Here is a 24,533-nt window from a genome sequence, read left to right on the forward strand (position 1 = left end):
GATCGGGTCAGGCTGTTCCCGATCGCACCCCGACCGCCGAAGGAGCAGACATGTCCCAGGTGCCCACCCACCTCCGCTACACCGAAGAGCACGAATGGGTCGAGACCGGAACCGACGGCACCGTGACCGTCGGCATCACCTACTTCGCCCAGAAGAACCTCGGTGACATCGTCTTCTTCGAGCTGCCCGAGGTCGGCAGGAAGTTCGAGGTCGGTGACCCCGTCGGCTCGGTGGAGTCGGTCAAGTCGGTGTCCGAGCTGTACAGCCCGCTCACCGGGGAGATCGTCGCGATCAACGAGGAGGCCAGCGAGAGCCCGGAGGAGGTCAACTCGGACCCGTACGGGATGTGGCTCTTCAAGATCAAGAGCAAGGATGCGGCCTCCTCCAACGGGCTGCTCGACGCCAAGGCGTACGAGAAGCTCATCGCCGGGGGCTGACAGCACGAAGGGCGCCCGCGATCCCGGCGGGCGCCCTTCACGTCGTGGCGGAAGCCGCTACAGCTTCTCGATCACGTAGTCGACGCACCGCGTGAGCGCCTCGACGTCCGCCGGGTCGATCGCCGGGAACATCGCGACGCGCAGCTGGTTGCGGCCGAGCTTGCGGTAGGGCTCGGTGTCGACGATCCCGTTGGCGCGCAGCACCTTGGCGATCGCGGCGGCGTCGATCTCGTCCGCGAAGTCGATCGTGCCGATGACCTGCGAGCGCTTCGCCGGGTCGGTGACGAACGGCGTCGCGTGCTTCGACTCCTCGGCCCAGGTGTACAGGCGGGTCGACGAGTCCTTGGTGCGGCCGGTGGAGAAGGCCAGACCGCCCTGGCCGTTGATCCACTCCAGCTGCTCGTTCAGCAGGAAGAGGGTCGCGAGCGCCGGGGTGTTGTACGTCTGGTTCTTGCGCGAGTTGTCGATCGCCGTCGGCAGGCTGAAGAACTCCGGGATGTGCCGGCCGGACGCGTGGATCCGCTCGGCGCGCTCGATCGCCGCCGGGGAGAACACGCCGATCCACAGGCCGCCGTCGGAGGCGAAGGACTTCTGCGGGGCGAAGTAGTAGACGTCCGTCTCGGCGATGTCGACCGGGAGGCCGCCGGCGCCGGAGGTGGCGTCCACCAGGACCAGCGCGCCCTCGTCGGCGCCCTGGACGCGCTTCAGCGGGGCCGCGACACCCGTCGACGTCTCGTTGTGCGTGAAGGCGTAGACGTCCGCGCCCGCCTCGGCCCGCGGCTCGGGGTGCGTGCCCGGGTCGGAGGAGACGACGGTGGGCTCGGCCAGCCAGGGGGCGAGCTTGGCGGCCTTGGCGAACTTCGAGCTGAACTCGCCGAAGGTGAGGTGCTGCGACTTGTTCTCGATCAGCCCGTGGGTCGCGACGTCCCAGAACGCGGTCGAGCCGCCGTTGCCGAGGATCACCTCGTAGCCCTCGGGGAGGGAGAACAGCTCAGAGATGCCCTCGCGCACCTTGCCGACCAGGTTCTTCACCGGAGCCTGGCGGTGGGAGGTACCGAGGAGGGAGGTGCCGGTGGCGGCGAGGGCGTCCAGCGCCTCCGTCCGCACCTTGGAGGGGCCCGCGCCGAAACGTCCGTCGGCGGGCTTGATGTCAGAGGGAATCTGGATCTCAGCCACGGGGGGAGGTTATCGGGTGGGGGAAACCTCGGCGAAACCTCGTCCGTCGGGTGAGACGGTGTTTCAACAGGTGGCTGATGGGTGGACGTCATGACAGAGCTGGAAGCCGAGCTGCGCAAGGTCGTCCGGGGTGACGTGGGCTTCGACGTCACCTCCCGGGCTCTGGTCACCATGGACGCGTCCAACTACCGGCGCGTCCCGCTGGGTGTCGTCGCCCCCCGGGACGCCGACGACGTGAGCGCCGTCCTCGCGGTCTGCCGGGCCCACGGCGTGCCGGTCGTCGCGCGCGGCGGGGGCACGTCGATCGCCGGGCAGGCCACCGGTACCGGGGTGGTGCTGGACTTCACCCGGCACATGAACCGGGTGCTCGCCCTGGACCCCCGGGAGCGCACCGCCGTCGTCCAGCCCGGGCTCGTCCTCGACCGGCTCCAGGAGGCGGCCGCCCCGCACGGGCTGCGCTTCGGGCCGGACCCGGCCACGCACAGCCGCTGCACCCTCGGCGGGATGATCGGCAACAACTCCTGCGGCGCGCACTCGGTGGCCTGGGGGACGACCGCGGACAGTGTGCGCGAGCTGGAGGTCGTCACCGCGCGCGGGCGGCGGCTGCGGCTCGGGCAGGGCTGGTCCGGGGCGCCCGACGGGCTGCGGGAGCTGGTGGAGGGGGACCTGGCACGGCTGCGGACCGGCTTCCCCGAGCTGCCCCGCCGGATCTCCGGGTACGCGCTGGACGCGCTGCTGCCCGAGAAGGGCGCCGATGTCGCCCGCTCCTTCTGCGGCTCGGAGGGCACGCTCGGCGTGCTCACGGAGGCGGTCGTACGGCTCGTCGAGGCCCCCCGCGCGCGTGCGCTCGCGGTGCTCGGGTACGGCGACGAGAGCGCCGCCGCCGAGGCGGCGGCCGGACTGCTGCCCCACCGGCCGCTGACCGTTGAGGGGATGGCGGCCGATCTGGTCCCGTCACCGGCGGGGCTGCCCCGCGGGGGTGCCTGGCTGTTCGTGGAGACCGGCGGCGATGCGGAGGTCGAGGCACGCGCGCGTGCGGAGACGATCGTGCGGGCCGCCTCGGGCGACGCCGTGGACACCCTGGTCGTCACGGACCCGGCCGCCCGGCGCGCCCTGTGGCGGGTCCGTGAGGACGCGAGCGGCACGGCGACCCGGATGCCCGACGGGGCCGAGGCCTGGCCCGGCTGGGAGGACTGCGCGGTGCCGCCCGCCCGGCTCGGCGCCTACCTGCGCGACTTCCGTGCGCTGCTCGCCGCGCACGGGCTGCGCGGGACGCCGTACGGCCATTTCGGCGACGGCTGCGTCCACGTCCGGATCGACTTCGACCTGCTGACCGGGCCGGGCGTCGCGCGCTTCCGCCGCTTCTCCGGAGAACTCGCCGACCTGGTCGTCGCCCATGGCGGCTCGCTGTCCGGGGAGCACGGCGACGGGCAGGCCAGGGCCGAGCTGCTGCCGAGGATGTACGGCCCCGAGCTGGTCGCCCTGTTCGAGCGCGCCAAGGGCGTGTGGGACCCCGACGACCTGCTCAACCCCGGCATGCTGGTCCGCCCCGCACCCCTGGACTCCGGGCTGCGCTTCGCCGTGCTGCCCCGCGCACCGCTGCCGGTCGCCTTCGGCTACCCGTCCGACGGCGGTGACTTCACGGCCGCCGTACGCCGCTGTGTGGGCGTCGCCCGGTGCCGTACGACGGCGGCGACCGGGTCCGCCGTGATGTGCCCCTCGTACCGGGTGACGGGCGAGGAGGCGCACTCCACGCGCGGACGGGCCCGGCTGCTGCACGAGATGCTCGCCGGCGAGGTGGTGACCGACGGCTGGCGGTCGGCGGAGGTCCGCGACGCCCTGGACCTGTGCCTGTCCTGCAAGGGCTGCCGCTCCGACTGCCCGGTCGGGGTCGACATGGCCACCTACAAGGCGGAGTTCCTGCACCACCACTACGCGGGCCGGCTCCGCCCCGCCGCCCACTACGCGCTGGGCCGGCTGCCGCAGTGGCTGCGCTGGGCGTCCCGCACGCGCGTGAGCAGGCTCCTGAACGCCCTCGCGCGCGTGCGGCCCCTGGCGTGGGCGGCGAAACGGGCGGCCGGGATCGCACCGGAGCGGGCGATCCCGCCGCTGGCCCCGGAGACCTTCACCCGGTGGTGGGGGCGGCTGCTGGTGGCGCGGGCGCGGGCGGAGGCAGGTGGGGGACGGCGACCGGGCGGGTCCCGGCAGGCGGTCTTCCTGTGGCCGGACACCTTCACCGAACACCTCTCCCCGTCCGTGGGGAGGGCGGCCGTACGGGTCCTGGAGGCGGCGGGGCTGGACGTGCTCACCCCGCCCACCCGCCGGTGGCGGAAGGCGGCGGTCGGCGACGGGGTGTCGTACACCTTCAATCCCCTCACGGCGAGACGCGGCCGTGTGTGCTGCGGGCTGACGTACGTCTCGACGGGCCAGCTGGACCGGGCCCGGGAGGTCATGCGGCGCACCCTGGACCTGCTGGAGCCGTTCCTGACGCAGGGCGAGCCGACGCGGGAAGAGCCGACGCAGGTGCCCTTCGTCGTCCTGGAGCCCAGCTGTGCCGCCGCCCTGCGGACGGACCTGCCGGAGCTGCTGCCCGACGACCCGCGCGCACGGCGGCTCGCGGCGCGGGTGGTGACCTTCGCGGAGGCGCTGGAGCGGTACGCGCCCGGCTGGGCGCCGCCCCGGCTGGACCGGCCGGTCGCCGGCCAGACCCACTGCCATCAGCACGCGGTGCTCGGCGACGCCCCCGACCGGCGGCTGCGCGAGGCCGCCGGGCTCACCGGCGAACTGAGCGGCGGCTGCTGCGGACTGGCGGGCGACTTCGGTTTCGAGAAAGGCCACTTCGAGGTGTCGGTGGCGTGCGCGCAGGAGCAACTGCTGCCCGCCGTACGGCAGTCACCGCCCGGCACGGTCGTCCTCGCCGACGGCTACTCCTGCCGCACCCAGCTCGACCAGCTGGCCGGGGTGCGGGCCCGGCATCTGGCGGAGGTGCTGGCGGACGCGCTCGACGAGGATTAAGGATCCACGGCTCGCTCAAGCAACTGCCAGCTTCTCCCAGGGTATTCACAGCGCACCTTTGCTCTTTTTGCCGTTTGCAGAGATGAGAAGCGTGTAAGTTTCTCGATGTCGGGAGCCGGACGCGGAAAGCCCGAAACGACGAAAGCACAGCGCAATCCCCGCAAGGAGTTGGAATGAGCTTCAAGAAGCTTGCCCCGCTGCCCCCCAAGCCCAAGTCGAAGCAGCTCCCGCCCCCGCCGAAGCCCAAGCCGAAGAAGAAGCTCAAGCCGGTTCCGCCGGTGCCGGGCCAGGACAACTGAGCCCACGCTGACACGCTGGAAAGGGGCCGACGGTGCACCGTCGGCCCCTTTCCGTTTGAAAATCAGCTGGAAAATCAGGTGGAAAATCAGGGGGCTTTTTCAAGGAGGGTAATTCTTGCAGGGAGAACGGCAGGAAGAAGAGGGTGAGGAATGTGAAGAATACGAGGACGACACCCCCACCATTCCCGCGCGCGTAGCGTTCCGCCGCTTCTGGCCGCTCACCCGGGGCCTGCGCAGGTGGCTGCTCGTCGTCTGGGTGTGCACGATCCTCGCCGCGCTCGCCGAGACCGAGGCCATCCTGCTCTTCGGCGATCTCACCGACAACGCCCTGCGCGAGGGCTCGCTCGCCGCGTTCTGGGCGCCGGCCGTGAAGTGGCTCGGGGTCGCCGTGGTCGGCGCGCTCGTGGCCTACGCCGGCAACTCCCTGGCCGCCTGGGCGACCGAGCGGTTCGTGATGCGGCTGCGCGAGCATGTCTTCGACCACGTCCAGCAGTTGCCGCCGCACTTCTTCCAACGCCACCGCCAGGGCGATCTGCTGTCCCGGCTGACGAGCGACGTCGAGGCCATCGAGACGATGGTCGTGTCGGGCCTGGTCGGCGCCGCCTCCGCCGCCTTCTCCGCGATCTTCTACGCGGCCGCCGCGTTCTGGCTGCGCTGGGACCTGGCCGCCGCCACCTTCGTCCTCGCCCCCCTCTTCTGGCTGGCCGCGCGCCGCTTCTCCGGCTCCATCAAGGACGTCTCGCGCGAGGGCCGGGTCGCCGACGGCGCGATCACCTCCGTCGTCGAGGAGTCGCTGGGCAACATCGTGCTGACCCAGGCGTACGACCGGCGCGACGCCGAGCGCCGCCGGCTCGGTGAGGAGGCGAACGCCTGGTTCCGCGCCTCCGTGCGTTCCACGCGGCTCAACGAGGCCTACGAACAGCTCGTGACCGTCATCGAGACCGTGTGCGTGCTCGCGGTGATCGGCATCGGCGCCTGGGAGATCTCCACCGGGCGCATGACCCTCGGCCAGCTGCTCGCCTTCGCGGCCTTCCTCGGCTACCTCTACCCGCCGGTGCGGGGGCTCGCCCAGCTCGGCCTGACGATCACGGCGGCGACGGCGGGCGCCGAGCGGCTGATCGAGATCCTCGACGTACGGCCCTCGGTGACGGACCCCCGGCGCGTGGCCGAGCCCCCCGGCCGCCCGGACGGCACGGTCGAGGTCAGGGACGTCTCCTTCCGCTACCCCGGCGCGGACCGGCAGACCCTGCAGGGGCTCTCCTTCTCCGTGCACCCGGGCGAGCTGGTGATCGTCACCGGGCCGAGCGGCGCGGGCAAGTCCACCGTCTCCAAGCTGCTCCTGCGCTTCTACGACCCGGACGCCGGCGAGGTGCTGCTGGACGGCGTGCCCGTGCGCGACTTCCCGCTGGCGCGGCTGCGGGAGTACCTGACCCTGCTGCCGCAGGAGACGCTCGTCCTGCACGACACCGTCCGCGCGAACATCGCGTGCGGTCGGCCCGGCGCGAGCGACCAGGCCATCGAGGAGGCGGCCCGTGCGGCCGACGCCCACGACTTCGTCGTCCGGCTGCCCGAGGGCTACGACACGAGGATCGACCCGGGTTCGGCCCGTCTGTCCGGCGGCCAGCTCCAGCGCCTCGCGATCGCCCGCGCGATCCTGCGGGACGCCCCGGTCCTGGTCCTGGACGAGCCGACCACCGGTCTGGACGCGATGGCCGCCCGGCGGATCGTGAAGCCGCTGCGGCGTCTGATGGCCGGCCGTACGACCATCATGATCACCCACGACCTCAACCTCGCCCCCGACGCCGACCGCATCCTCGTGGTCGACCAGGGCCGGATCGTGGAGACCGGCCGCCACGAGGAGCTGCTGGCCTGGGGCGGGGCGTACGCACGGCTGCACCGCTCGCAGAACAACGCCCTGATGGACACGGGCGAGCTGCGGCTGCCGCTGTTCGTGGAGCAGCCGGTGCCGGTGCCGGCGCCCACGGCCGAGTACGGCGGCGACTGGAACGCGTACGGCCACCACCCCTACGCGGCACCGGCGCCGGCGCAGGACTCCTGGACCCAGCCGGTGCCGGACCCCTACGCCCCGTACGACCCCTACGACCCCTACGACCCGAGGCACTGGCCCGGCAGCTGAACGTCTCACGGCGCGAGACAGCGGCTTCAGCGGTTTACGCACCTGTCGAAGTTCATTACTGTGGACTCGACAGTTCAACCGGATGAACACAAGAGCCCTTGGACCGCCCGTGACCGCCCCCTCGGAAACCTCCCTCGCCACCCCCGTCCCGACCGGCGCCCCCGGTGCGCCCGGCCGCTTCGGCTCCCTCGGTCCGGTCGGCCTCGTCCTCGCCGGCGGCGTCTCGGTGCAGTTCGGCGGCGCGCTGGCGGTGACGCTGATGCCGAGGGCGGGCGCGCTCGGGGTGGTGGCGGTGCGGCTGGCGGTCGCCGCGGTGGTCCTGCTCGTCGTCTGCCGTCCCCGGCTGCGCGGCCACTCCCGCACCGACTGGGGCACGGTCGTCGTCTTCGGTGTCACCATGGCCGCGATGAACGGCCTCTTCTACCAGGCCGTCGACCGCATCCCGCTGGGCCCGGCGGTGACCCTGGAGGTCCTCGGCCCGCTCGCCCTCTCCGTCCTCGCCTCCCGCCGCGCCCTCAACCTGGTCTGGGCCGGGCTCGCCCTCGCCGGGGTCTTCCTGCTCGGCGGCGGAGGCTTCGCCGGGCTCGACCCGGTCGGCGTCGCGTTCGCCCTGGGGGCGGGCGCGATGTGGGCGGCGTACATCGTGTTCAGCGCCCGTACGGGCCGCCGCTTCCCCCAGGCCGACGGCCTGGCCCTGGCGATGGCGGTGGGCGCGCTGCTCTTCCTCCCGCTGGGCATCGCGGAGTCGGGGGCGAAACTCGCGGACCCGGTGACGTTCGGTCTGGGCGCGGCGGTCGCCCTCCTCTCCTCCGTGCTGCCGTACACCCTGGAACTCCTGGCCCTGCGCCGGCTGCCCGCGTCCACCTTCGCCATCCTGATGAGCCTGGAACCGGCCGTCGCCGCCGCGGCCGGCCTGCTCGTCCTGGGCCAGTCCCTGACCCTCCCCGAAACGGCCGCGATCGCCCTGGTGGTGGCCGCGAGCATGGGCGCGGTGCGCACCCAGGTGGGCCGGGGGAAGGCGCCGGCGCCGGAGGCCTGAGCGGGCGGGGCCCTTCCGGGAGGTCGCCGTTCGGCCGGCTCCGCGGGTCCGGTCCCGGAGCACGCAAAATTAAATGCAAGCATGCTTGCTTGTTTCTGGGGGCCCTGCCATGCTCCACCCCATGGCCGACCCGACGCCCGTGATCGACGACCTGTGTGCCGAAAGCGACGAACTCGATCTGCTCGTCGCCGAGTTGGAGCCGGAGCAGTGGACGCTCCCGACCCCCGCCCCCGGCTGGACCGTCGCCCATCAGATCGCCCACCTCGCCTGGACCGACCACTCCTCGCTGCTCGCCGTCACCGACCAGCGGGCTTTCGCCCGTGAGGTCGAGGCGGCCCTGACCGAGCCCGGGGACTTCGTCGACAACGGCGCCGAGGAGGGCGCCCGGAAGCCGCCCGCGGCGCTTCTCCAGGACTGGCGGACCGGCCGCTCGGCCCTCGCCGACGCCCTGCGCACCGCCCCCGAGGGCGCCCGTTTCCCCTGGTACGGGCCGCCCATGTCCACCGCCTCCATGGCCACCGCCCGCCTGATGGAGACCTGGGCCCACGGCCTGGACATCGCCGACGCCCTGGGTGTCGTCCGCACCCCCACCGACCGCATCCGGCACATCGTCCGCCTCGGCGTCCGCACCCGCGACTACGCCTTCGGCGTGCACGGACTGACCCCGCCGTTCGAGGACTTCCGCGTCGAGCTCACCGCCCCCTCCGGCGAGTCGTGGGCATACGGCCCGGACGACGCCACCGACCGCGTCACCGGCCCCGCCCTCGACTTCTGCCTCCTCGTCACCCAGCGCGCCCACCGCGCCGACCTCGCCCTGCGCGCCGAGGGCGAGGACGCCGACCGCTGGCTCGACATCGCCCAGGCCTTCGCGGGCCCGCCCGGCAAGGGGCGCACCCCGCGAGGGGAGTCCGCGTGACGCACCGGCCGCCGTCACCCCCGCCGCCTCTGCGTATCGGCAACTTCTCCGGCTTCTACGGCGACCGCGCCGACGCCCTGCACGAGATGCTCACCGGCGGTGAACTCGACGTCCTCACCGGCGACTACCTCGCCGAACTGACCATGCTCATCCTCGGCCGCGACCGGCTGAAGGACCCCTCCGCCGGCTACGCCCGCACCTTCCTGCGCCAGCTGGAGGAGTGCCTCGGGCTCGCCCGGGAGCGGGGCGTGCGGATCGTCACCAACGCCGGCGGCCTCGACCCGGCCGGACTCGCCGACGCCGTACGGAGACTGGCCGACCGGGTCGGCGTCCCCGTACGTGTCGCGCACGTCGAGGGCGACGACCTCGGCGACCGGTTCCCCGGCGCCCTCACGGCCCACGCCTACCTCGGCGGCTTCGGCATCGCGGCCTGTCTGCGCGAGGGCGCGGACCTCGTCGTCACCGGGCGGGTGACCGACGCCGCCCTGGTCACCGGGCCCGCCGCCGCCCACTTCGGCTGGACCCCGCAGGACCACGACCGGCTCGCGGGCGCGGTCGTCGCCGGACACGTCCTGGAGTGCGGCACCCAGGCCACCGGCGGCAACTACGCCTTCTTCCGGCAGGCGGACGTCCGCCGGCCCGGCTTCCCGCTCGCCGAGATCCACGCCGACGGCAGCAGCGTCATCACCAAGCACCCCGGCACCGGCGGACTCGTCGACGTCGGCACGGTCACCGCACAGCTGCTGTACGAGACGACGGGCGCCCGGTACGCGGGACCCGACGTCACCGCCCGCCTCGACACGGTACGGCTCACCCAGGACGGCCCCGACCGCGTCCGCGTCGACGGCGTCCGCGGCGAGGCCCCGCCGCCCACCCTCAAGGTCGGCCGCAGCCGGCTCGGCGGCTTCCGCAACGAGATCGTCTTCGTCCTCACCGGCCTCGACGTCGAGGCCAAGGCGGACCTGGTGCGCGAGCAGCTGGCCGGCCCGCTCGCGAAGGCCGCCGACGTCCGCTGGGACCTCGTCCGCACCGACCGCCCCGACGCCGCCACCGAGGAGACCGCCAGCGCCCTGCTGCGGCTCGTCGTCCGCGACCCCGACCAGGCCGTCGTGGGCCGGGCGCTGAGCGGCGCCGCCGTGGAACTGGCCCTCGGGAGCTACCCCGGCTTCCACGTCCTCGCCCCACCCGGCAAGGGCGCCCCCTACGGGGTGTTCGAGGCCGCGTACGTCCCCCAGGGCGAGGTCGCGCACACCGCCGTCCTCGACGACGGACGCCGGCTCCCCGTCCCCCCGGCCGCCGACACCCTCGTACTCGACGAGGCCGCGGCACCGGAACCGCCCGAGCCCCTGCCGCCCGGCCCCGTCCGCCGGGGCCCCCTCGGCCTCGTCGCCGGGGCCCGCAGCGGGGACAAGGGCGGGGACGCCAACGTCGGCGTGTGGGTCCGCACCGACGAGGCCTGGCGGTGGCTCGCCCACACCCTGACCGTCGACCGGTTCCGTGAACTCCTCCCGGAGACGGCCGACTTGACGGTCACCCGGCACATGCTCCCGCATCTGCGCGCCCTGAACTTCGTCGTCGAGGGCGTCCTCGGTGCCGGAGTCGCCGCCCAGCACCGCTTCGATCCGCAGGCCAAGGCGCTCGGCGAATGGCTGCGCTCCCGTCATCTGGACCTCCCGGAGGCACTCCTGTGACCGTCCTGCCGTCGGCGCTGGACACGACCGGCCCCGACCACCGCGCCCACCGCGCGGCCATGCTCGCCAAGCTGACCGACCTGGACACCGAACACGCCAAGGCCCTCGCGGGCGGCGGCCCGAAGTACGTCGAACGGCACCGCGCCCGCGGCAAGCTCCTCGCCCGCGAACGCATCGAACTGCTCCTCGACCCCGACACCCCGTTCCTGGAGCTGTCCCCGCTCGCCGCCTGGGGCAGCGACTACACCGTCGGCGCCTCCCTGGTCACCGGCATCGGGGTCGTCGAGGGCGTCGAGTGCCTGATCACCGCCAACGACCCCACCGTGCGCGGCGGCGCCAGCAACCCCTGGTCGCTCAAGAAGGCCCTGCGCGCCCACGACATCGCCCTCGCCAACCGGCTGCCCTTCATCAGCCTCGTGGAGTCCGGCGGCGCCGACCTGCCCTCCCAGAAGGAGATCTTCATCCCCGGGGGCGCCGTCTTCCGCGACCTCACCCGGCTCTCCGCCGCCGGCATCCCCACCGTCGCCGTCGTCTTCGGGAACTCCACGGCCGGCGGCGCCTACATCCCCGGCATGTCCGACCACGTGATCATGGTCAAGGAGCGGGCGAAGGTCTTCCTCGGCGGACCGCCGCTGGTCAAGATGGCCACCGGCGAGGAGAGCGACGACGAGTCGCTGGGCGGCGCCGAGATGCACGCGCGCGTGTCCGGTCTCGCCGACTACTTCGCCGTCGACGAACGCGACGCGCTGCGCCAGGCCCGCCGCGTGGTCGCCCGCCTCAACCACCGCAAGGCGTACGCCGACCCGGACCCGGCCGAGCCTCCCCGGTACGACCCCGAGGACCTGCTCGGCATCGTCCCGGGCGATCTCAAGACCCCCTTCGACCCGCGCGAGGTGATCGCCCGGATCGTCGACGGCTCCGACTTCGACGAGTTCAAGCCCCTGTACGGGACCAGCCTCGTCACCGGCTGGGCCGCGCTGCACGGCTACCCCGTCGGCATCCTCGCCAACGCCCAGGGCGTGCTGTTCAGCGCCGAGTCCCAGAAGGCCGCCCAGTTCATCCAGCTCGCCAACCAGCGGAACATCCCGCTCCTCTTCCTGCACAACACCACCGGCTACATGGTCGGCAAGGAGTACGAGCAGGGCGGCATCATCAAGCACGGCGCGATGATGATCAACGCGGTGAGCAACAGCCGCGTCCCCCACCTGTCCGTCCTCATGGGCGCCTCCTACGGCGCCGGCCACTACGGCATGTGCGGCCGCGCCTACGACCCCCGTTTCCTGTTCGCCTGGCCCAGCGCCAAGTCGGCCGTCATGGGCCCGCAGCAGCTCGCCGGCGTCCTGTCGATCGTCGCCCGCCAGTCGGCCGTCGCGAAGGGACAGCCGTACGACGAGGACGCCGACGCCGCCCTGCGCGCCCTGGTGGAGCAGCAGATCGAGTCCGAGTCGCTCCCGATGTTCCTGTCCGGGCGGCTCTACGACGACGGCGTCATCGACCCGCGCGACACCCGCACGATCCTCGGCCTGTGCCTGTCTGCCGTCCACACGGCACCGTACGAGGGCGCGCGCGGCGGCTTCGGCGTCTTCCGGATGTGAGGCTCATGATTACTTCTGTCCTGATCGCGAACCGCGGCGAGATCGCCTGCCGTATCGTCCGCACCTGCGCCGCGGCGGGTATCCGGACCGTCGCCGTGCACTCGGACGCCGACGAGAACGCCCTCCACGCGCGCGTGGCCGACACGGCCGTACGACTGCCGGGGGCGGCCCCCGCGGACACCTATCTGCGCGCCGACCTGATCGTGAAGGCGGCCGTCGCGGCCGGCGCGGACGCCGTGCACCCCGGCTACGGCTTCCTCTCCGAGAACGCCGACTTCGCACGGGCCGTCCTGGACGCCGGGCTCGTCTGGATCGGCCCGCCGCCGGAGGCCATCGAGGCGATGGCGTCCAAGACGCGCGCGAAGCGGCTGATGGGCCTCGCACCCCTGGCGGACGTCGGGGAATCCGACCTGCCCGTGCTGGTGAAGGCGGCCGCGGGCGGCGGCGGGCGCGGCATGCGCGTCGTACGCCGCCTGGAGGACCTGCCCGCCGCCCTGGAGACCGCCCGCGCGGAGGCCGCGAGCGCCTTCGGCGACGGCGAGGTGTTCATCGAGCCGTACGTCGAGAACGGCCGCCACGTCGAGGTGCAGATCCTCGCCGACACCCACGGCACGGTGTGGGCGCTCGGCACCCGCGACTGCTCCCTCCAGCGCCGCCACCAGAAGGTGATCGAGGAGGCGCCGGCCCCCGGACTGCCCGCGGCCCTGGAGGAGGAACTGCGGGAGCTGGCCGTACGGGCCGCCCGTGCCGTCTCCTACACCGGCGCGGGCACCGTCGAGTTCCTGGTCGAGGGCGGCCGCGCGCACTTCCTGGAGATGAACACCCGCCTCCAGGTCGAACACCCCGTCACGGAGGCCGTCTTCGGCCTCGACCTCGTCGCCGAACAGATCCGCGTCGCGGAAGGCGCCGCGCTCGCCCCCGAACCGCCGCCCGCGCGCGGCCACGCGGTCGAGGCCCGCCTCTACGCCGAGGACCCCGCGGCCGACTGGACCCCGCAGACCGGCACCCTGCACCGGCTGACCGTCCCGGACACCGTCCGCCTGGACACCGGCTACACCGACGGCGACGAGATCGGCGTCCACTACGACCCGATGCTCGCGAAGATCGTCGCCCATGCCCCCACGCGCGCGGAGGCGATCCGCACACTGGCGGGCGCCCTGGAGCGCACCGCCCTCCACGGCCCGCCCACCAACCGCGACCTCCTGATCCGCTCCCTGCGGCACGAGGAGTTCACCTCGGCCCGGATGACGACGGGCTTCTACGACCGCCACCTCGCCTCCCTGACCACATCGGCCGCCGACCCGCACGCCCCGCTCGCGGCGGCCCTCGCGGAGGCCTGCTCGGGGTCGCGCTTCGGAGGCTGGCGCAACCTGCCCTCCCAACCGCAGACGAAGCGGTACGCGGCGGGGGACGAGGAGATCGAGATCGCGTACACGCACGGCCGGTCCGGCCTCACGGCCGAGGGCGTCCAGGTCGTCCACGCCGACCCGTCCCTGGTCGTCCTGGAGACGGACGGCGTACGCCACCGCTACGAGGTGGCCCGCTACGGCGACCGCGTCCACGTCAACGCCACCACCCTGACGGCCCTCCCGCGCTTCCCGGCCCCGCACACCCAGCACGCCCCCGGCTCCCTCCTGGCCCCGATGCCGGGCACGGTCGTCAAGCTGGCGCCAGGTCTCATCACCGGATCGAGTGTCGAAGCGGGCGAACCGCTGGTGTGGCTCGAAGCGATGAAGATGCAACACGTCATTTCGGCCCCGGCGACGGGGACGGTGACCGCGGTCCAGGTGAGGGAAGGACAGCAGGTCCAGGTCGGTGCGCTCTTGGCGGTCGTGGAGAGCAACTGACGCCAGGGGCGCGGGGCCGTATCGATATGCGGCTACCGCCGCGTGGGCGCGACCAGCCACATACAACCCGCAGCCAAAGGAGCCACAGTGACGACCTTGATCGAATCCGACGAGCACAAGGCACTGCGCAAGGCGGTCGCCTCCTTCGCCAAGGCCCACACCGACACCGGCGACCTCTGGCAGGCGGCGGCGAAACTCGGCTACATCGGCGTCAACCTCCCCGAGACGTACGGAGGAGGCGGCGGCGGCATCACCGAACTCTCCCTCGTCCTCGAGGAGATGGGCGCCGCCGGTAACCCCCTCCTCATGATGATCGTCTCCCCGGCGATCTGCGGCACGGTCATCGCCCGCTTCGGCACCCAGGCCCAGAAACAGCAGTGGCTCCCCGCCCTCGCGGACGGCACCCGCCTCATGGCCTTCGGCATCACCGAACCCGACGCCGGCTCCAACAGCCACCGCATCACCACCACCGCCCGCCGCGACGGCACCGACTGGCTGCTCACCGGCCGCAAGGTCTTCGTCTCCGGCGTCGACATCGCCGACGCCACCCTGATCGTCGGCCGCACCGAAGACGCCCGCACCGGCAGCCTCAAGCCCTGCCTGTTCATCGTCCCGCGCGACGCCCCCGGCTTCACCCACCGCAGGATCGACATGGAACTGCACAGCGTGGAGAAGCAGTTCGAGCTGGTCCTGGACGACGTCCGGCTCCCCGCCGACGCCCTCGTCGGCGACGAGGACGCCGGTCTCCTCCAGCTGTTCGCCGGCCTCAACCCGGAGCGGATCATGACGGCCGCCTTCGCGATCGGCATGGGCCGCCACGCCCTCGCCAAGGCCGTCGCGTACGCCCGGGAGCGCACGGTCTGGAAGACGCCCATCGGCGCCCACCAGGCCATCGCCCACCCCCTCGCCCAGGCGCACATCGAGCTCGAACTGGCCCGCCTGATGATGCAGAAGGCCGCCCACCTCTACGACGCCGGCGACGACGCCGGCGCGGGAGAGGCCGCCAACATGGCCAAATACGCGGCGGGGGAAGCCTGCGTGCGCGCCGTAGACCAGGCAGTGCAGACCCTCGGAGGGAACGGCCTCACCACGGAGTTCGGCCTCGCCAGACTGATCACGGCCTCGCGCGTGGCCCGGATCGCCCCGGTGAGCCGGGAGATGATTCTCAACTACGTCTCCCACCAGACCCTGGGCCTGCCCAAGTCGTACTGAACCGTGTGGCCGAACCGCCTTGGAGGAACCGTGTTCCACAGCGCGTACGCAGACGTCCCGCCCGTAGAACTCCCCATTCACGACGCCGTCCTGGGGCACGCCGCCGCCTTCGGCGAGCAGCCCGCGCTGATCGACGGCACGGACGGCACCACGCTCACCTACGAGCAGGTGGACCGGTTCCACCGGCGCGTCGCCGCCGCCCTCGCCGAGGCCGGGGTCCGCAAGGGCGACGTCCTGGCCCTGCACAGCCCCAACACCGTCGCCTTCCCCCTCGCCTTCTACGCCGCCACCCGCGCGGGCGCCTGCGTCACCACCGTGCATCCGCTCGCCACCGAGGAGGAGTTCGCCAAACAGCTCGGCGACTCCCGGGCCCGCTGGATCGTCACCGTCTCACCGTTCCTGGAGACCGCCCGCCGCGCCGCCGAACTCGCCGGCGGCGTCCAGGAGATCTTCGTCTGCGACAGCGCGCCCGGACACCGCTCCCTGATCGACATGCTCGCCTCCGCCGCCCCCGAGCCGCGGATCGACATCGACCCCGTCGAGGACGTGGCCGTCCTGCCGTACTCCTCCGGCACCACCGGCACCCCCAAGGGCGTCATGCTCACCCACCGGCAGATCGCCACCAACCTCGCCCAGCTCGAACCCCTGATCACCGCCGGTCCCGGCGACCGCATCCTCGCCGTCCTGCCCTTCTTCCACATCTACGGCCTCACCGCCCTGATGAACGCCCCCCTCCGCAAGGGCGCCACGGTCGTCGTCCTGCCCCGCTTCGACCTGGAGCCCTTCCTCGCCGCCATCGAGACCCACCGCATCACCGGCCTGTACGTCGCCCCGCCGATCGTCCTCGCCCTCGCCAAACACCCCTCGGTCGCCCGGTACGACCTGTCGTCCCTGCGGTACGTCATCAGCGCCGCCGCACCCCTGGACGCCGCCCTCGCCGCCGCCTGCTCCGACCGTCTGGGCCTGCCGCCCGTCGGCCAGGCCTACGGCATGACGGAACTGTCCCCCGGCACCCACGTCGTCCCCCTCGACGCCATGCGCGAGGCCCCCGCCGGAACCGTCGGCCGGCTCATCGCCGGCACCGAGATGCGGATCGTCTCCCTCGACGACCCCACCCAGGACCTCGGCCCCGGCGCGGACGGCGAGATCCTCATCCGCGGCCCCCAGGTCATGAAGGGCTACCTCGGCCGCCCCGACGCCACCGCCGCGATGATCGACCCCGACGGCTGGCTGCACACCGGCGACATCGGCCGCGTCGACGAGGACGGCTGGCTCTTCGTCGTCGACCGCGTCAAGGAACTCATCAAGTACAAGGGCTTCCAGGTCGCCCCCGCCGAACTCGAAGCCCTCCTCCTCACCCACCCCGCCGTCGCCGACGCCGCCGTCATCGGCGTCTACAACGACGAGGGCAACGAGGTCCCGCACGCCTTCGTCGTCCGCCGCCCCACCGCCCCCGACCTCGCCGAAGGAGAGATCGCGATGTACGTCGCCGAGCGCGTCGCCCCCTACAAACGCGTCCGCCAGGTCACGTTCATCGACGCCGTCCCGCGCGCTGTCTCCGGGAAGATCCTGCGCCGGCAGCTCAGGGAGACCCCATGACCCTCGTCGCCCGCACCCGCGACCGCGGCGTCGAGACCCTCACCCTCGACGCCCCCGCCACCCGCAACGCCCTCTCCGCCGCCCTCGTCGGCGAACTCACCGACGCGCTCACCGACTGCGCCCGGGCCGCCGACGTCCGCGCCGTCGTCCTCACCCACACCGGCACCGCCTTCAGCGCCGGGGCCGACCTGCGCGACCCGCCCGCCCCGGACGCGTTCGTGGCCCTCCTCCGGCAGATCGTCGAGCTGCCCCGGCCCGTCGTCGCCCGGGTCACCGGCCATGTCCGGGCCGGCGGCCTCGGCCTCCTCGCCGCCTGCGACATCACCGCCGCCGCCACCCCGGCCACCTTCGCCTTCACCGAGGTCCGCATCGGCGTCGCACCCGCCGTCATCTCCCTCCCGCTGCTGCCCCGCACCGACCCCCGCGCCCTCACCCGCTACTACCTCACCGGTGAACGCTTCGACGCCCCCGAGGCCGCCCGCATCGGCCTGCTCACCACCACCGGCGACGACGTCGACGCCGTCCTCGCCCCCGTCCTCGACGGACTGCGCAGATCCGCCCCCCAGGCCCTCACCGAGACGAAACGGCTGCTCACGGCTAGGGTGCTGGAGACCTTCGACCGGGACGCGACCCACCTCACCGCGCTCTCGGCCCGGCTGTTCTCCTCCGCGCCCGCCCGCGAGGGCATGACGGCCTTCCTCGAACGACGGGATCCCGCATGGGTGCTGTGACCGCGGCCGACCGGCCGTCCGGCGACCGCCCCTCCGGAGACCGGGTCCCCAAGCAGGACCGCAGCCGGGCCACCCGGCAGCGCCTCCTCGAAGCCGCCGTCGCCTGCCTCGCCGAACACGGCTGGGCCGGCTCCACGGTCTCCGTCGTCGCCGAACGCGCGGGTGTCTCCCGCGGCGCCGCCCAGCACCACTTCCCCACCCGCGAGGACCTGTTCACCGCGGCCGTCGAGTACGTCGCCGAGGAACGCTGCCTGGCCCTGCGCGCCCTGTTCCCCGACGGCGGCGCCGACCGCCGCGCGGTCCTGACCGCCCTCGTCGACGTCTACACCGGCCCCCTCTTCCGCGCCGCCCTCCACCTCTGGGTCGCCGCCTCCAACGAGGAACAGCTCGGCCCCCGCGTCACCGAACTGGAGGGCCGCGTCGGCCGCGAGACCCACCGTGTCGCCCTGGAACTCCTCGGCGCCGACGAATCCGTCCCGGGCGTCCGCGAGACCGTCCAGGGCCTCCTCGACATGGCCCGCGGCCTCGGTCTCGCCAACCTCCTCACCGATGACACCGGCCGCCGCGAGCGCGTGGTGGCACAGTGGGCGGTGCTGCTGGACGGGCTGCTGGACGGAGGGCGGGACTGATGGGTGACCGTTTCCAGGTGATCGTGGACCTGGACGTGCGGGAGCAGGACGCGCCCCGGCTCGCGGAACAGCTGGTCGAACGCCTCGTCACCGACGGCATCGTCCTCGCCGAACGCGAGGGCTTCCTGCTGGGGGCCCACCCGCCCGGCCCCCACTGGCACCGCGCCGCGGCGCCCGACCCGGACGGGGATCCCACCGACGGACTCGCCGTGCATCTCGGCCGCGGCGTCTTCCACAGCGGCGCCGACATCCCCGAGCACGCCGTCTGCCCGCACTGCCACGCCCACACCCCCCTCGACACCGACGGCTGGACCCGCGTCGGCGCGGCCGTCGCGGCCTGGAGCGAGACCGGCGCCGCCGACCTCGCCTGCCCCCGCTGCACCGCGTCCGCCCCGATACCCGAGTGGACCTGGGACAACGCCCCCCTGGCCTTCGGCCACCTCGGCCTGAAGTTCTGGAACTGGCCCGACCTCGGCGAGGAGTTCCAGGCCCACCTCACCGCCCTCCTGGACGGCCACCGCACGGCGTACCTCTGGGGCAAACTCTGAGGCCCCGGTGAGGAGCGCACCCGCTCAGGGGGCGAGCCGCTCCACCGACCAGCCGCCGTCCGTCCGGACCACGTACCGCAGCCGGTCGTGCAGCCGGTTCTCCCGCCCCTGCCAGAACTCCACCGACTCCGGCACCACCCGGAAACCGCCCCAGTGCGGCGGCACCGGCACCTGCTCACCCTCCGGATACCGCGCCAGCAGCTCGGCGTAGGACGCGTCCAGCTCGGCCCGGCCGGCGATCACCGACGACTGACCGCTCGCCCACGCCCCGAGCTGCGAACCGTGCGGCCGGCTCCGGAAGTACGCCGCGGTCTCGTCCCGCCCCGTCCGCCGGGCCACCCCGCGCACGATGACCTGCCGTGCCATCGGATGCCACGGGAAGAGCAACGACACATACGGGTTCGCGGCGAGGTCACGCCCCTTGCGGGACTCGTAGTTCGTGTAGAAGACGAACCCCTGTTCGTCGAACTGCTTCAGCAGCACCGTCCGGGAACCGGGCCGCCCCGCCGCGTCCGCCGTGGACACGATCATGGCGTTCGGCTCGAACAGGTGTGCCTCCACGGCTGCGTCCTTGAACCAGCGCGCGAACTGCTCCACCGGCGTCACGGCCAGCTCCGCCTCGTCGAGCCCCTCCGCCCGGTACTGCTTGCGCATGGCGGCGGGATCGGGCACCGGCCCGGAGTAGACGGAGTCGTGATCGGTCACGTGGCCATCCTGCCGTATGGAACACCTTTGCGGACCGGGTGGCACTGAGTGCCGCAGCACTCCCCAAAGGTGACACTCGGGGATATGGTGCAGATGCCACGACGAGTGCCGTACCGGCGCAGTGGACGCACCGGCGCCACCACCCGCCGCACACCTCACGAGGAGCCGCCTGATGTCCGACTTCGTACCCGGACTCGAAGGAGTCGTCGCGTTCGAGACGGAGATCGCCGAACCGGACAAGGAGGGCGGCGCCCTGCGATACCGGGGCGTCGACATCGAGGACCTGGTCGGCCACGTCTCCTTCGGCAACGTCTGGGGCCTCCTCGTCGACGGCGCCTTCAACCCCGGCCTGCCGCCCGCCGAACCCTTCCCCATCCCCGTCCACTCCGGCGACATCCGCGTCGACGTCCAGTCCGCCCTCGCCATGCTCGCCCCGGTCTGGGGCCTCAAGCCGCTGCTCGACATCGATGCCGAGCACGCCCGCGAGGACCTCGCCCGCGCCGCCGTCATGGCCCTGTCCTACGTCGCCCAGTCCGCCCGCGGCCAGGGCCGCCCCATGGTCCCGCAGAGCGAGATCGACAAGGCCCACTCCATCGTCGAACGCTTCATGATCCGCTGGCGCGGCGAACCCGACCCCAAGCACGTCCAGGCCGTCGACGCCTACTGGACGAGCGCCGCCGAGCACGGCATGAACGCCTCCACCTTCACCGCCCGGGTCATCGCCTCCACCGGCGCCGACGTGGCCGCCGCCCTCTCCGGCGCCGTGGGCGCCATGTCCGGCCCCCTCCACGGCGGAGCCCCCTCCCGCGTCCTCGGCATGATCGAGGAGATCGAACGCACCGGCGACGCCGAGGCCTACGTCAAGCGCGCCCTCGACCAGGGCGAACGCCTCATGGGCTTCGGCCACCGCGTCTACCGCGCCGAGGACCCCCGCGCCCGCGTCCTGCGCCGCACCGCCCGCGAACTCGGCGCCCCCCGCTTCGAGGTCGCCGAGGCCCTGGAGAAGGCCGCCCTCGCCGAGCTCCACGCCCGCCGCCCGGACCGCGTCCTGGCGACGAACGTCGAGTTCTGGGCGGCGATCGTCCTCGACTTCGCCGAGGTCCCCGCGCACATGTTCACCTCGATGTTCACCTGCGCCCGCACCGCCGGCTGGTCGGCCCACATCCTCGAACAGAAGCGCACCGGCCGCCTGGTCCGCCCCTCGGCCCGCTACATCGGCCCCGGCACCCGCAGCCCCCAGGCGATCGAGGGCTACGAGGACATCGCGCCCTGAACCCCACCGGGCCGGACCGGGCCGCACCGAGCCGTGGGAGGCGGCATCACGCGGGGCTGAGCAGCTCCGCGTGATGCCGCTCCGCCACGAGCGGATGCGCCCGCAGCTTGCCCTTCAGCTCGTTGAACCCGTACTCCGCGAACAGCGGGTTCCCCGGATCGGCCGTCACCCCGGGAGCGGCGGCGGCGTACGGGAAGACCAGCGGCTCCACCCGGGCGTCCAGCCGGGGGTTGTAGAAGAAGGGCACGGAGAACCGCTCCACGGCCCCCGGCGGCGAGACGACCCGATGGTTGGTGGCGACGAGATACCCGTCGGTCGCCACCTCCAGCAGCTCCCCGAGGTTCACGACGAACGCCCCCTCCACCGGCGGCACGTCATGGAACAGCCCGTCCTCCCGCTGCACCTGGAGCCCGCCGACCTGGTCCTGCAGCAGCAGCGTCAGGAACCCGTAGTCCTTGTGGGCCCCCACGCCCTGCCCGGCCCCGTCGCCCGAGCTCCCCGGATACCGCACCAGCTTCAGATGCGGATGCGCGTGCTCCCCGAAGACGGAGTCGTAGAACCCCGGGTCGGCCCCGATGGACGCGAGCAGCTCCCGCAGCAGCCGCTCGGCGACACCGCTGAGCCGGTCGATCCACGCCAGCGCGGCCTCCCGCAGCTCGGGCAGCCCGCCCGGCCACTGGTTGGGCCCCTGGAGCCACCAGTACGAGGGCTCGCCGGGCCCCGGCACCCGGGCCGGCCGCTCGGCCCCGATGTCCAGCTGGTCCCGCCAGTCCTGCCGTCCGCCGGTCCGCTCGTCACCGGTGCGCGTGTAGCCGCGGAAGTGCGGCGAGTTCACGTTGTCGAGGGCGAGCCGCTCGGCCTCGGGCAACCGGAAGAAGGCCTGCATGGCCGCCACCAGCCGCTCGGTCTCCTCCTTGCGCACGCCGTGTCCGACGAGCTGGAAGAAGCCCACGTCGTGGGCGGCGCTGTGCAGCTGCGCATGGAGCAGCGCACGCGCCTGGGGGCCGCGGTCGGCGGCCGACAGATCGATGAGGGGGAGCTGGTCGTACGACGGTGCCGTCGCGATGTGCGTCATGGGATGCGTCCGCGGGTGTACGGGGCGCGGGCGGCCGCCGAGGGTGGGGCGGAGCCCAGCTGCCGGAAGGGGAGAGAAGCAGAAGGGGGCTGGGTCAGGCGGAGCGCCGACAGCCCATGCTCGTGACGCGGACGAAGTCCACGTGGCGGCGTCGAACGAGCGAAAGCATGTTCCCCAGCGTACTGCCTGCGAAAGTTTCCCGAAACGCCCCGGCGGCCCCCGAAAACACAGACGACAAACGCAGACGACCCGCGAGTCTGGTCCTCCCAGAGGAAGGGGCCGGCCGGACGTACCGGCGACTCGCGGGTCGGGTGACTGCTGGGATTGGGCCGGCTGCACGCGTGGATCGCGCACGGGTCCGGCACCGCACTGAGTGTGGTGGCGGGCCGCTAGCCCGCAGTCACCTCACGCGTCCGGTTTCCATACATCTGCCGAACCACCTCCCTTCTCGTGTGACCGATACCTTAGGAACCGTTCCGGCCCCCGATCAACCGTTTTTCGGAAGAACTCTCGAAACGGACATCGGCGGCCCCTCACTAGCGGGTTCCCGGGAACGCGTTGACGTGGGCGTGGGGGCGCGGTTCGCTGGTGGGGTGAGTGATCTTCGGGTCGAGGCGGTCGACGGTGAGGCCGCGCTGGAGCAGTGGCGGTACGTCCACAACGTGATCGTGCCGCCTGCCGTGCTGTCGCCGGCCGAGGTGCGGGAGCGGGCGGGGCGCAACCGGCTGGAGAACGCGTACGTCGGTGAGGTGCTGGTCGGCTGCTCCACGGTGCGGCCGCCGGCCGGGGACGGGGCGGTGACCGTCATCGCGCGCGTGCTGCCCGGGTTCCGTCGGCGGGGGTACGGGGCGGCGCTCTACGATCATGTTCTCGGGCAGGCGCGGGCGCTGGGCGCCGGTGCGGTCGAGACGTGTGTGCTGGCCGTCAACGAGGACGGTCTGCGTTTCGCACGCGCGCGTGGCTTCACCGAGGTCGAGCGCTATGTGCTGGACGGCGGGACGGCGGAATGGGTCGACCTGAGGCTGATGCCCGTTCCGGTGTGACGGTGGCGACTGCGGCGGTACAACGATTCCCCTGCAATCTTGCGGGAACCATATGTGGGCTGCGTCACGTTCGAGTTGAATGAGGGCAAGTGAGCGAACCTGCAGGGGGTCCAGGTGAGTGCTTCCCGGCGTAAGGGGACCACCGACGAACTGGGGCCGGACGAGCCCGGGCGGTCGGAGAACCCGGGCGGCCCCGTCGGCCCGGACGGCGCGGATCTCCTCGCCGCGCTCCTCGACGGCATGGACGCGGCCCTGTGCGCGTTCGACGCCGACGGTGTCGTCACCCACTGGAACCGCGAGGCGGAGCGCATCCTCGGCTGGAGCGCGGCGGAGGCCGTGGGCCGGCAGGGCTTCGCCGGGTGGGCGGTGCGCGAGGCGGACGCCGGGGAGGTCGAGACGCGGCTGATGGCGGCGATGCACGCGTCGGGCCGCCAGGTGCACGAGTTCGCGCTGCTGACGAAGGACGGGGGCCGGGTGCTCGTCCGCACCCAGTCGGCCGCCGTGCCCGGCCCGGACGGCAAGCCGGCCGGCCTGTACTGCGCCTTCAGCGAGGTGCACGCGCAGATCGATCTGGAGCGGTCCATCGCGCTCAGCGAGGCGCTGTTCGACGACGCCTCCTGGGGTGTGGTCCTGGTGGACGCGGATCTGCGGCCCGCCGTGGTCAACGCGCATGCCGCCCGCGCGCTCGGCACGGGGCGTACGGCGGTGCTGGGCCGTCCGCTGGGCGAGCTGCTGACCCAGGGCGTGGAGGAGCTGGAGAACGCGCTGACGCATGTCCTCGCGGAGGGCGCCCCGCCCGCTCCGGCGGAGGTGTGGGTGGGGGTGCGCACCCCCGAGGGGGAGCGGCGGCGCTGCTGGCGGAGCGGGTTCCTGCGGCTGGCCTCGCCGCTGGCGGAGGAGCCGGTGCCGCTCGGTGTGGGCTGGTTGTTCCAGGACGTCACGGAGGCCAAGCAGGGGGAGCAGGAGGCCTCGCTGCTGCGGTTCCGTACGAACCAGGTGCACCGGGCCGCGCGGGCGGCGGCCGAGTGCGAGGACCCGGCGGAGGCGGCCACGGTCCATCTGGACTTCGCGCTGGCGGGGTTCGCCGACCATGCGCTGGTCGACCGGATCGCGGGCGGTGCGGCGGCGGAGTCGGAGGCGGCGGTGCCGCTGCGGCTGGTCCGGGTGGCGGCCACGCCGTCGGGCGGTCCGGGACCGAGCGCGCTGACCGGGTACGCCGGGCTGCCGGTCCGGTACCCGGAGGGGCATCCGGCGTTGCAGTGCGTCGCGCGGGCCGGTTCGGTGCGGGCGGGCGCGGGGAGCGCGGCGGTGGAGGAGGCGCGGGAGTGGGCGCGGGCTCGGCAGTGGCCGCAGGACACGGTGCACGCGTTGTGCGCGGTGCTGCGCAGCCGGGGCCGCACGCTGGGGGTGGTGACGTTCCTGCGGGGTGCGGGCCGGACGCCCTTCGAGCGTTCCGACGCGACGTACGCCGAGGACGTCGCGGTGCGGATCGCGGCGGCGCTGGACCTGGCGGATCTGGCGGACGCGGCGGACCCGGCGGGGCGCGGCGCGGGCGCCTGACCTGCG

20 protein-coding genes are annotated in these 24,533 nt (G+C 73.0%); 17 read left to right on the forward strand and 3 right to left on the reverse strand.

Annotation, left to right across the window (positions count from 1 at the left end):
- Positions 1-50 precede the first annotated feature (50 nt).
- Complete coding sequence (gene gcvH / locus ABZ490_RS07255; RefSeq protein ID WP_358985522.1) at positions 51-437, forward strand: glycine cleavage system protein GcvH; 387 nt, start codon at positions 51-53, stop codon at positions 435-437.
- Positions 438-494: 57 nt separating this feature from the next.
- Here gcvH and serC read toward each other — a convergent pair whose 3' ends face one another.
- Entirely contained in the window at positions 495-1,613 is a 1,119-nt protein-coding gene (gene serC, locus ABZ490_RS07260; protein ID WP_358985526.1) for a phosphoserine transaminase, read from the reverse strand.
- A 90-nt stretch (positions 1,614-1,703) separates the two neighbouring features.
- On the opposite strand from serC, the gene ABZ490_RS07265 reads away from it, so the two are divergent.
- The 13 genes from ABZ490_RS07265 (at position 1,704) to ABZ490_RS07325 (ending at position 18,871) form a co-directional block, all read left to right on the forward strand.
- Positions 1,704-4,628: an FAD-binding and (Fe-S)-binding domain-containing protein gene (locus ABZ490_RS07265; RefSeq protein ID WP_358985529.1), complete on the forward strand. Its 2,925-nt coding sequence runs from the start codon at positions 1,704-1,706 to the stop codon at positions 4,626-4,628.
- A 173-nt stretch (positions 4,629-4,801) separates the two neighbouring features.
- Positions 4,802-4,927, forward strand: a complete 126-nt coding sequence (locus ABZ490_RS07270) for a hypothetical protein (protein WP_358985532.1) — start codon at positions 4,802-4,804, stop codon at positions 4,925-4,927.
- Between the two features lie 115 nt (positions 4,928-5,042).
- A complete protein-coding gene (locus tag ABZ490_RS07275) occupies positions 5,043-7,064 on the forward strand; it encodes an ABC transporter ATP-binding protein (RefSeq protein WP_358985535.1) in 2,022 nt (673 codons plus the stop codon).
- An 82-nt stretch (positions 7,065-7,146) separates the two neighbouring features.
- Positions 7,147-8,103, forward strand: a complete 957-nt coding sequence (locus tag ABZ490_RS07280; protein ID WP_358985538.1) for an EamA family transporter — start codon at positions 7,147-7,149, stop codon at positions 8,101-8,103.
- 121 nt (positions 8,104-8,224) lie between these two features.
- Positions 8,225-9,019, forward strand: a complete 795-nt coding sequence (locus ABZ490_RS07285) for a TIGR03084 family metal-binding protein (protein ID WP_358985540.1) — start codon at positions 8,225-8,227, stop codon at positions 9,017-9,019.
- Entirely contained in the window at positions 9,016-10,710 is a 1,695-nt protein-coding gene (locus tag ABZ490_RS07290; protein ID WP_358985543.1) for an acyclic terpene utilization AtuA family protein, read from the forward strand. Before ABZ490_RS07285 ends, ABZ490_RS07290 begins: the two co-directional genes overlap by 4 nt.
- Complete coding sequence (locus ABZ490_RS07295; RefSeq protein ID WP_358985546.1) at positions 10,707-12,305, forward strand: carboxyl transferase domain-containing protein; 1,599 nt, start codon at positions 10,707-10,709, stop codon at positions 12,303-12,305. The genes ABZ490_RS07290 and ABZ490_RS07295 overlap by 4 nt, the downstream gene beginning before the upstream one ends.
- Positions 12,306-12,310: 5 nt before the next feature.
- Complete coding sequence (locus ABZ490_RS07300; protein WP_358985549.1) at positions 12,311-14,152, forward strand: biotin carboxylase N-terminal domain-containing protein; 1,842 nt, start codon at positions 12,311-12,313, stop codon at positions 14,150-14,152.
- 87 nt (positions 14,153-14,239) lie between these two features.
- Positions 14,240-15,364, forward strand: coding sequence for an acyl-CoA dehydrogenase family protein (locus ABZ490_RS07305; RefSeq protein WP_358985552.1), 1,125 nt, complete (start codon positions 14,240-14,242; stop codon positions 15,362-15,364).
- 30 nt (positions 15,365-15,394) lie between these two features.
- Positions 15,395-16,963, forward strand: a complete 1,569-nt coding sequence (locus tag ABZ490_RS07310) for a 4-coumarate--CoA ligase family protein (protein ID WP_358985555.1) — start codon at positions 15,395-15,397, stop codon at positions 16,961-16,963.
- Positions 16,960-17,694 (forward strand): enoyl-CoA hydratase family protein, encoded by a 735-nt coding sequence (locus ABZ490_RS07315; RefSeq protein ID WP_358985558.1) that lies wholly within the window; start codon positions 16,960-16,962, stop codon positions 17,692-17,694. The genes ABZ490_RS07310 and ABZ490_RS07315 overlap by 4 nt, the downstream gene beginning before the upstream one ends.
- Entirely contained in the window at positions 17,682-18,323 is a 642-nt protein-coding gene (locus tag ABZ490_RS07320) for a TetR/AcrR family transcriptional regulator (RefSeq protein WP_358985561.1), read from the forward strand. The genes ABZ490_RS07315 and ABZ490_RS07320 overlap by 13 nt, the downstream gene beginning before the upstream one ends.
- Complete coding sequence (locus ABZ490_RS07325; protein WP_358985564.1) at positions 18,323-18,871, forward strand: hypothetical protein; 549 nt, start codon at positions 18,323-18,325, stop codon at positions 18,869-18,871. The genes ABZ490_RS07320 and ABZ490_RS07325 overlap by 1 nt, the downstream gene beginning before the upstream one ends.
- 24 nt (positions 18,872-18,895) lie before the next feature.
- On the opposite strand, the gene pdxH is transcribed toward ABZ490_RS07325, so the two are convergent.
- On the reverse strand, positions 18,896-19,576 hold the full coding sequence (gene pdxH, locus ABZ490_RS07330; protein WP_358985567.1) for a pyridoxamine 5'-phosphate oxidase: 681 nt from the start codon (positions 19,574-19,576) through the stop codon (positions 18,896-18,898).
- Positions 19,577-19,748: 172 nt separating this feature from the next.
- Between pdxH and ABZ490_RS07335 the strand changes: the two genes are divergently transcribed.
- Entirely contained in the window at positions 19,749-20,849 is a 1,101-nt protein-coding gene (locus ABZ490_RS07335) for a citrate synthase 2 (RefSeq protein WP_358985570.1), read from the forward strand.
- 46 nt (positions 20,850-20,895) lie between these two features.
- On the opposite strand, the gene ABZ490_RS07340 is transcribed toward ABZ490_RS07335, so the two are convergent.
- Complete coding sequence (locus ABZ490_RS07340; protein ID WP_358985573.1) at positions 20,896-21,924, reverse strand: 2-oxoglutarate and iron-dependent oxygenase domain-containing protein; 1,029 nt, start codon at positions 21,922-21,924, stop codon at positions 20,896-20,898.
- A 593-nt stretch (positions 21,925-22,517) separates the two neighbouring features.
- Between ABZ490_RS07340 and ABZ490_RS07345 the strand changes: the two genes are divergently transcribed.
- Complete coding sequence (locus ABZ490_RS07345) at positions 22,518-22,967, forward strand: GNAT family N-acetyltransferase (RefSeq protein WP_358985576.1); 450 nt, start codon at positions 22,518-22,520, stop codon at positions 22,965-22,967.
- Between the two features lie 114 nt (positions 22,968-23,081).
- On the forward strand, positions 23,082-24,527 hold the full coding sequence (locus tag ABZ490_RS07350) for a PAS domain-containing protein (RefSeq protein ID WP_358985579.1): 1,446 nt from the start codon (positions 23,082-23,084) through the stop codon (positions 24,525-24,527).
- Positions 24,528-24,533: the final 6 nt, after the last annotated feature.

The sequence above is a fragment of the Streptomyces sp. NPDC005811 genome (genome assembly GCF_040630405.1).
In the GTDB taxonomy this organism is placed as follows: Bacteria; Actinomycetota; Actinomycetes; order Streptomycetales; family Streptomycetaceae; genus Streptomyces.

Bases quoted from the DNA above. Each gene is read 5' to 3' on its own strand.
- ABZ490_RS07300 (WP_358985549.1), top strand. From the start codon at position 12,311: ATGATTACTTCTGTCCTGATCGCGAACCGCGGCGAGATCGCCTGCCGT.
- ABZ490_RS07320 (WP_358985561.1), top strand. From the start codon at position 17,682: ATGGGTGCTGTGACCGCGGCCGACCGGCCGTCCGGCGACCGCCCCTCC.
- ABZ490_RS07265 (WP_358985529.1), top strand. From the start codon at position 1,704: ATGACAGAGCTGGAAGCCGAGCTGCGCAAGGTCGTCCGGGGTGACGTG.
- ABZ490_RS07270 (WP_358985532.1), top strand. From the start codon at position 4,802: ATGAGCTTCAAGAAGCTTGCCCCGCTGCCCCCCAAGCCCAAGTCGAAG.
- ABZ490_RS07315 (WP_358985558.1), top strand. From the start codon at position 16,960: ATGACCCTCGTCGCCCGCACCCGCGACCGCGGCGTCGAGACCCTCACC.
- ABZ490_RS07285 (WP_358985540.1), top strand. From the start codon at position 8,225: ATGGCCGACCCGACGCCCGTGATCGACGACCTGTGTGCCGAAAGCGAC.
- ABZ490_RS07280 (WP_358985538.1), top strand. From the start codon at position 7,147: ATGAACACAAGAGCCCTTGGACCGCCCGTGACCGCCCCCTCGGAAACC.
- ABZ490_RS07335 (WP_358985570.1), top strand. From the start codon at position 19,749: ATGTCCGACTTCGTACCCGGACTCGAAGGAGTCGTCGCGTTCGAGACG.
- ABZ490_RS07340 (WP_358985573.1), bottom strand. From the start codon at position 21,924: ATGACGCACATCGCGACGGCACCGTCGTACGACCAGCTCCCCCTCATC.
- gcvH (WP_358985522.1), top strand. From the start codon at position 51: ATGTCCCAGGTGCCCACCCACCTCCGCTACACCGAAGAGCACGAATGG.
- ABZ490_RS07325 (WP_358985564.1), top strand. From the start codon at position 18,323: ATGGGTGACCGTTTCCAGGTGATCGTGGACCTGGACGTGCGGGAGCAG.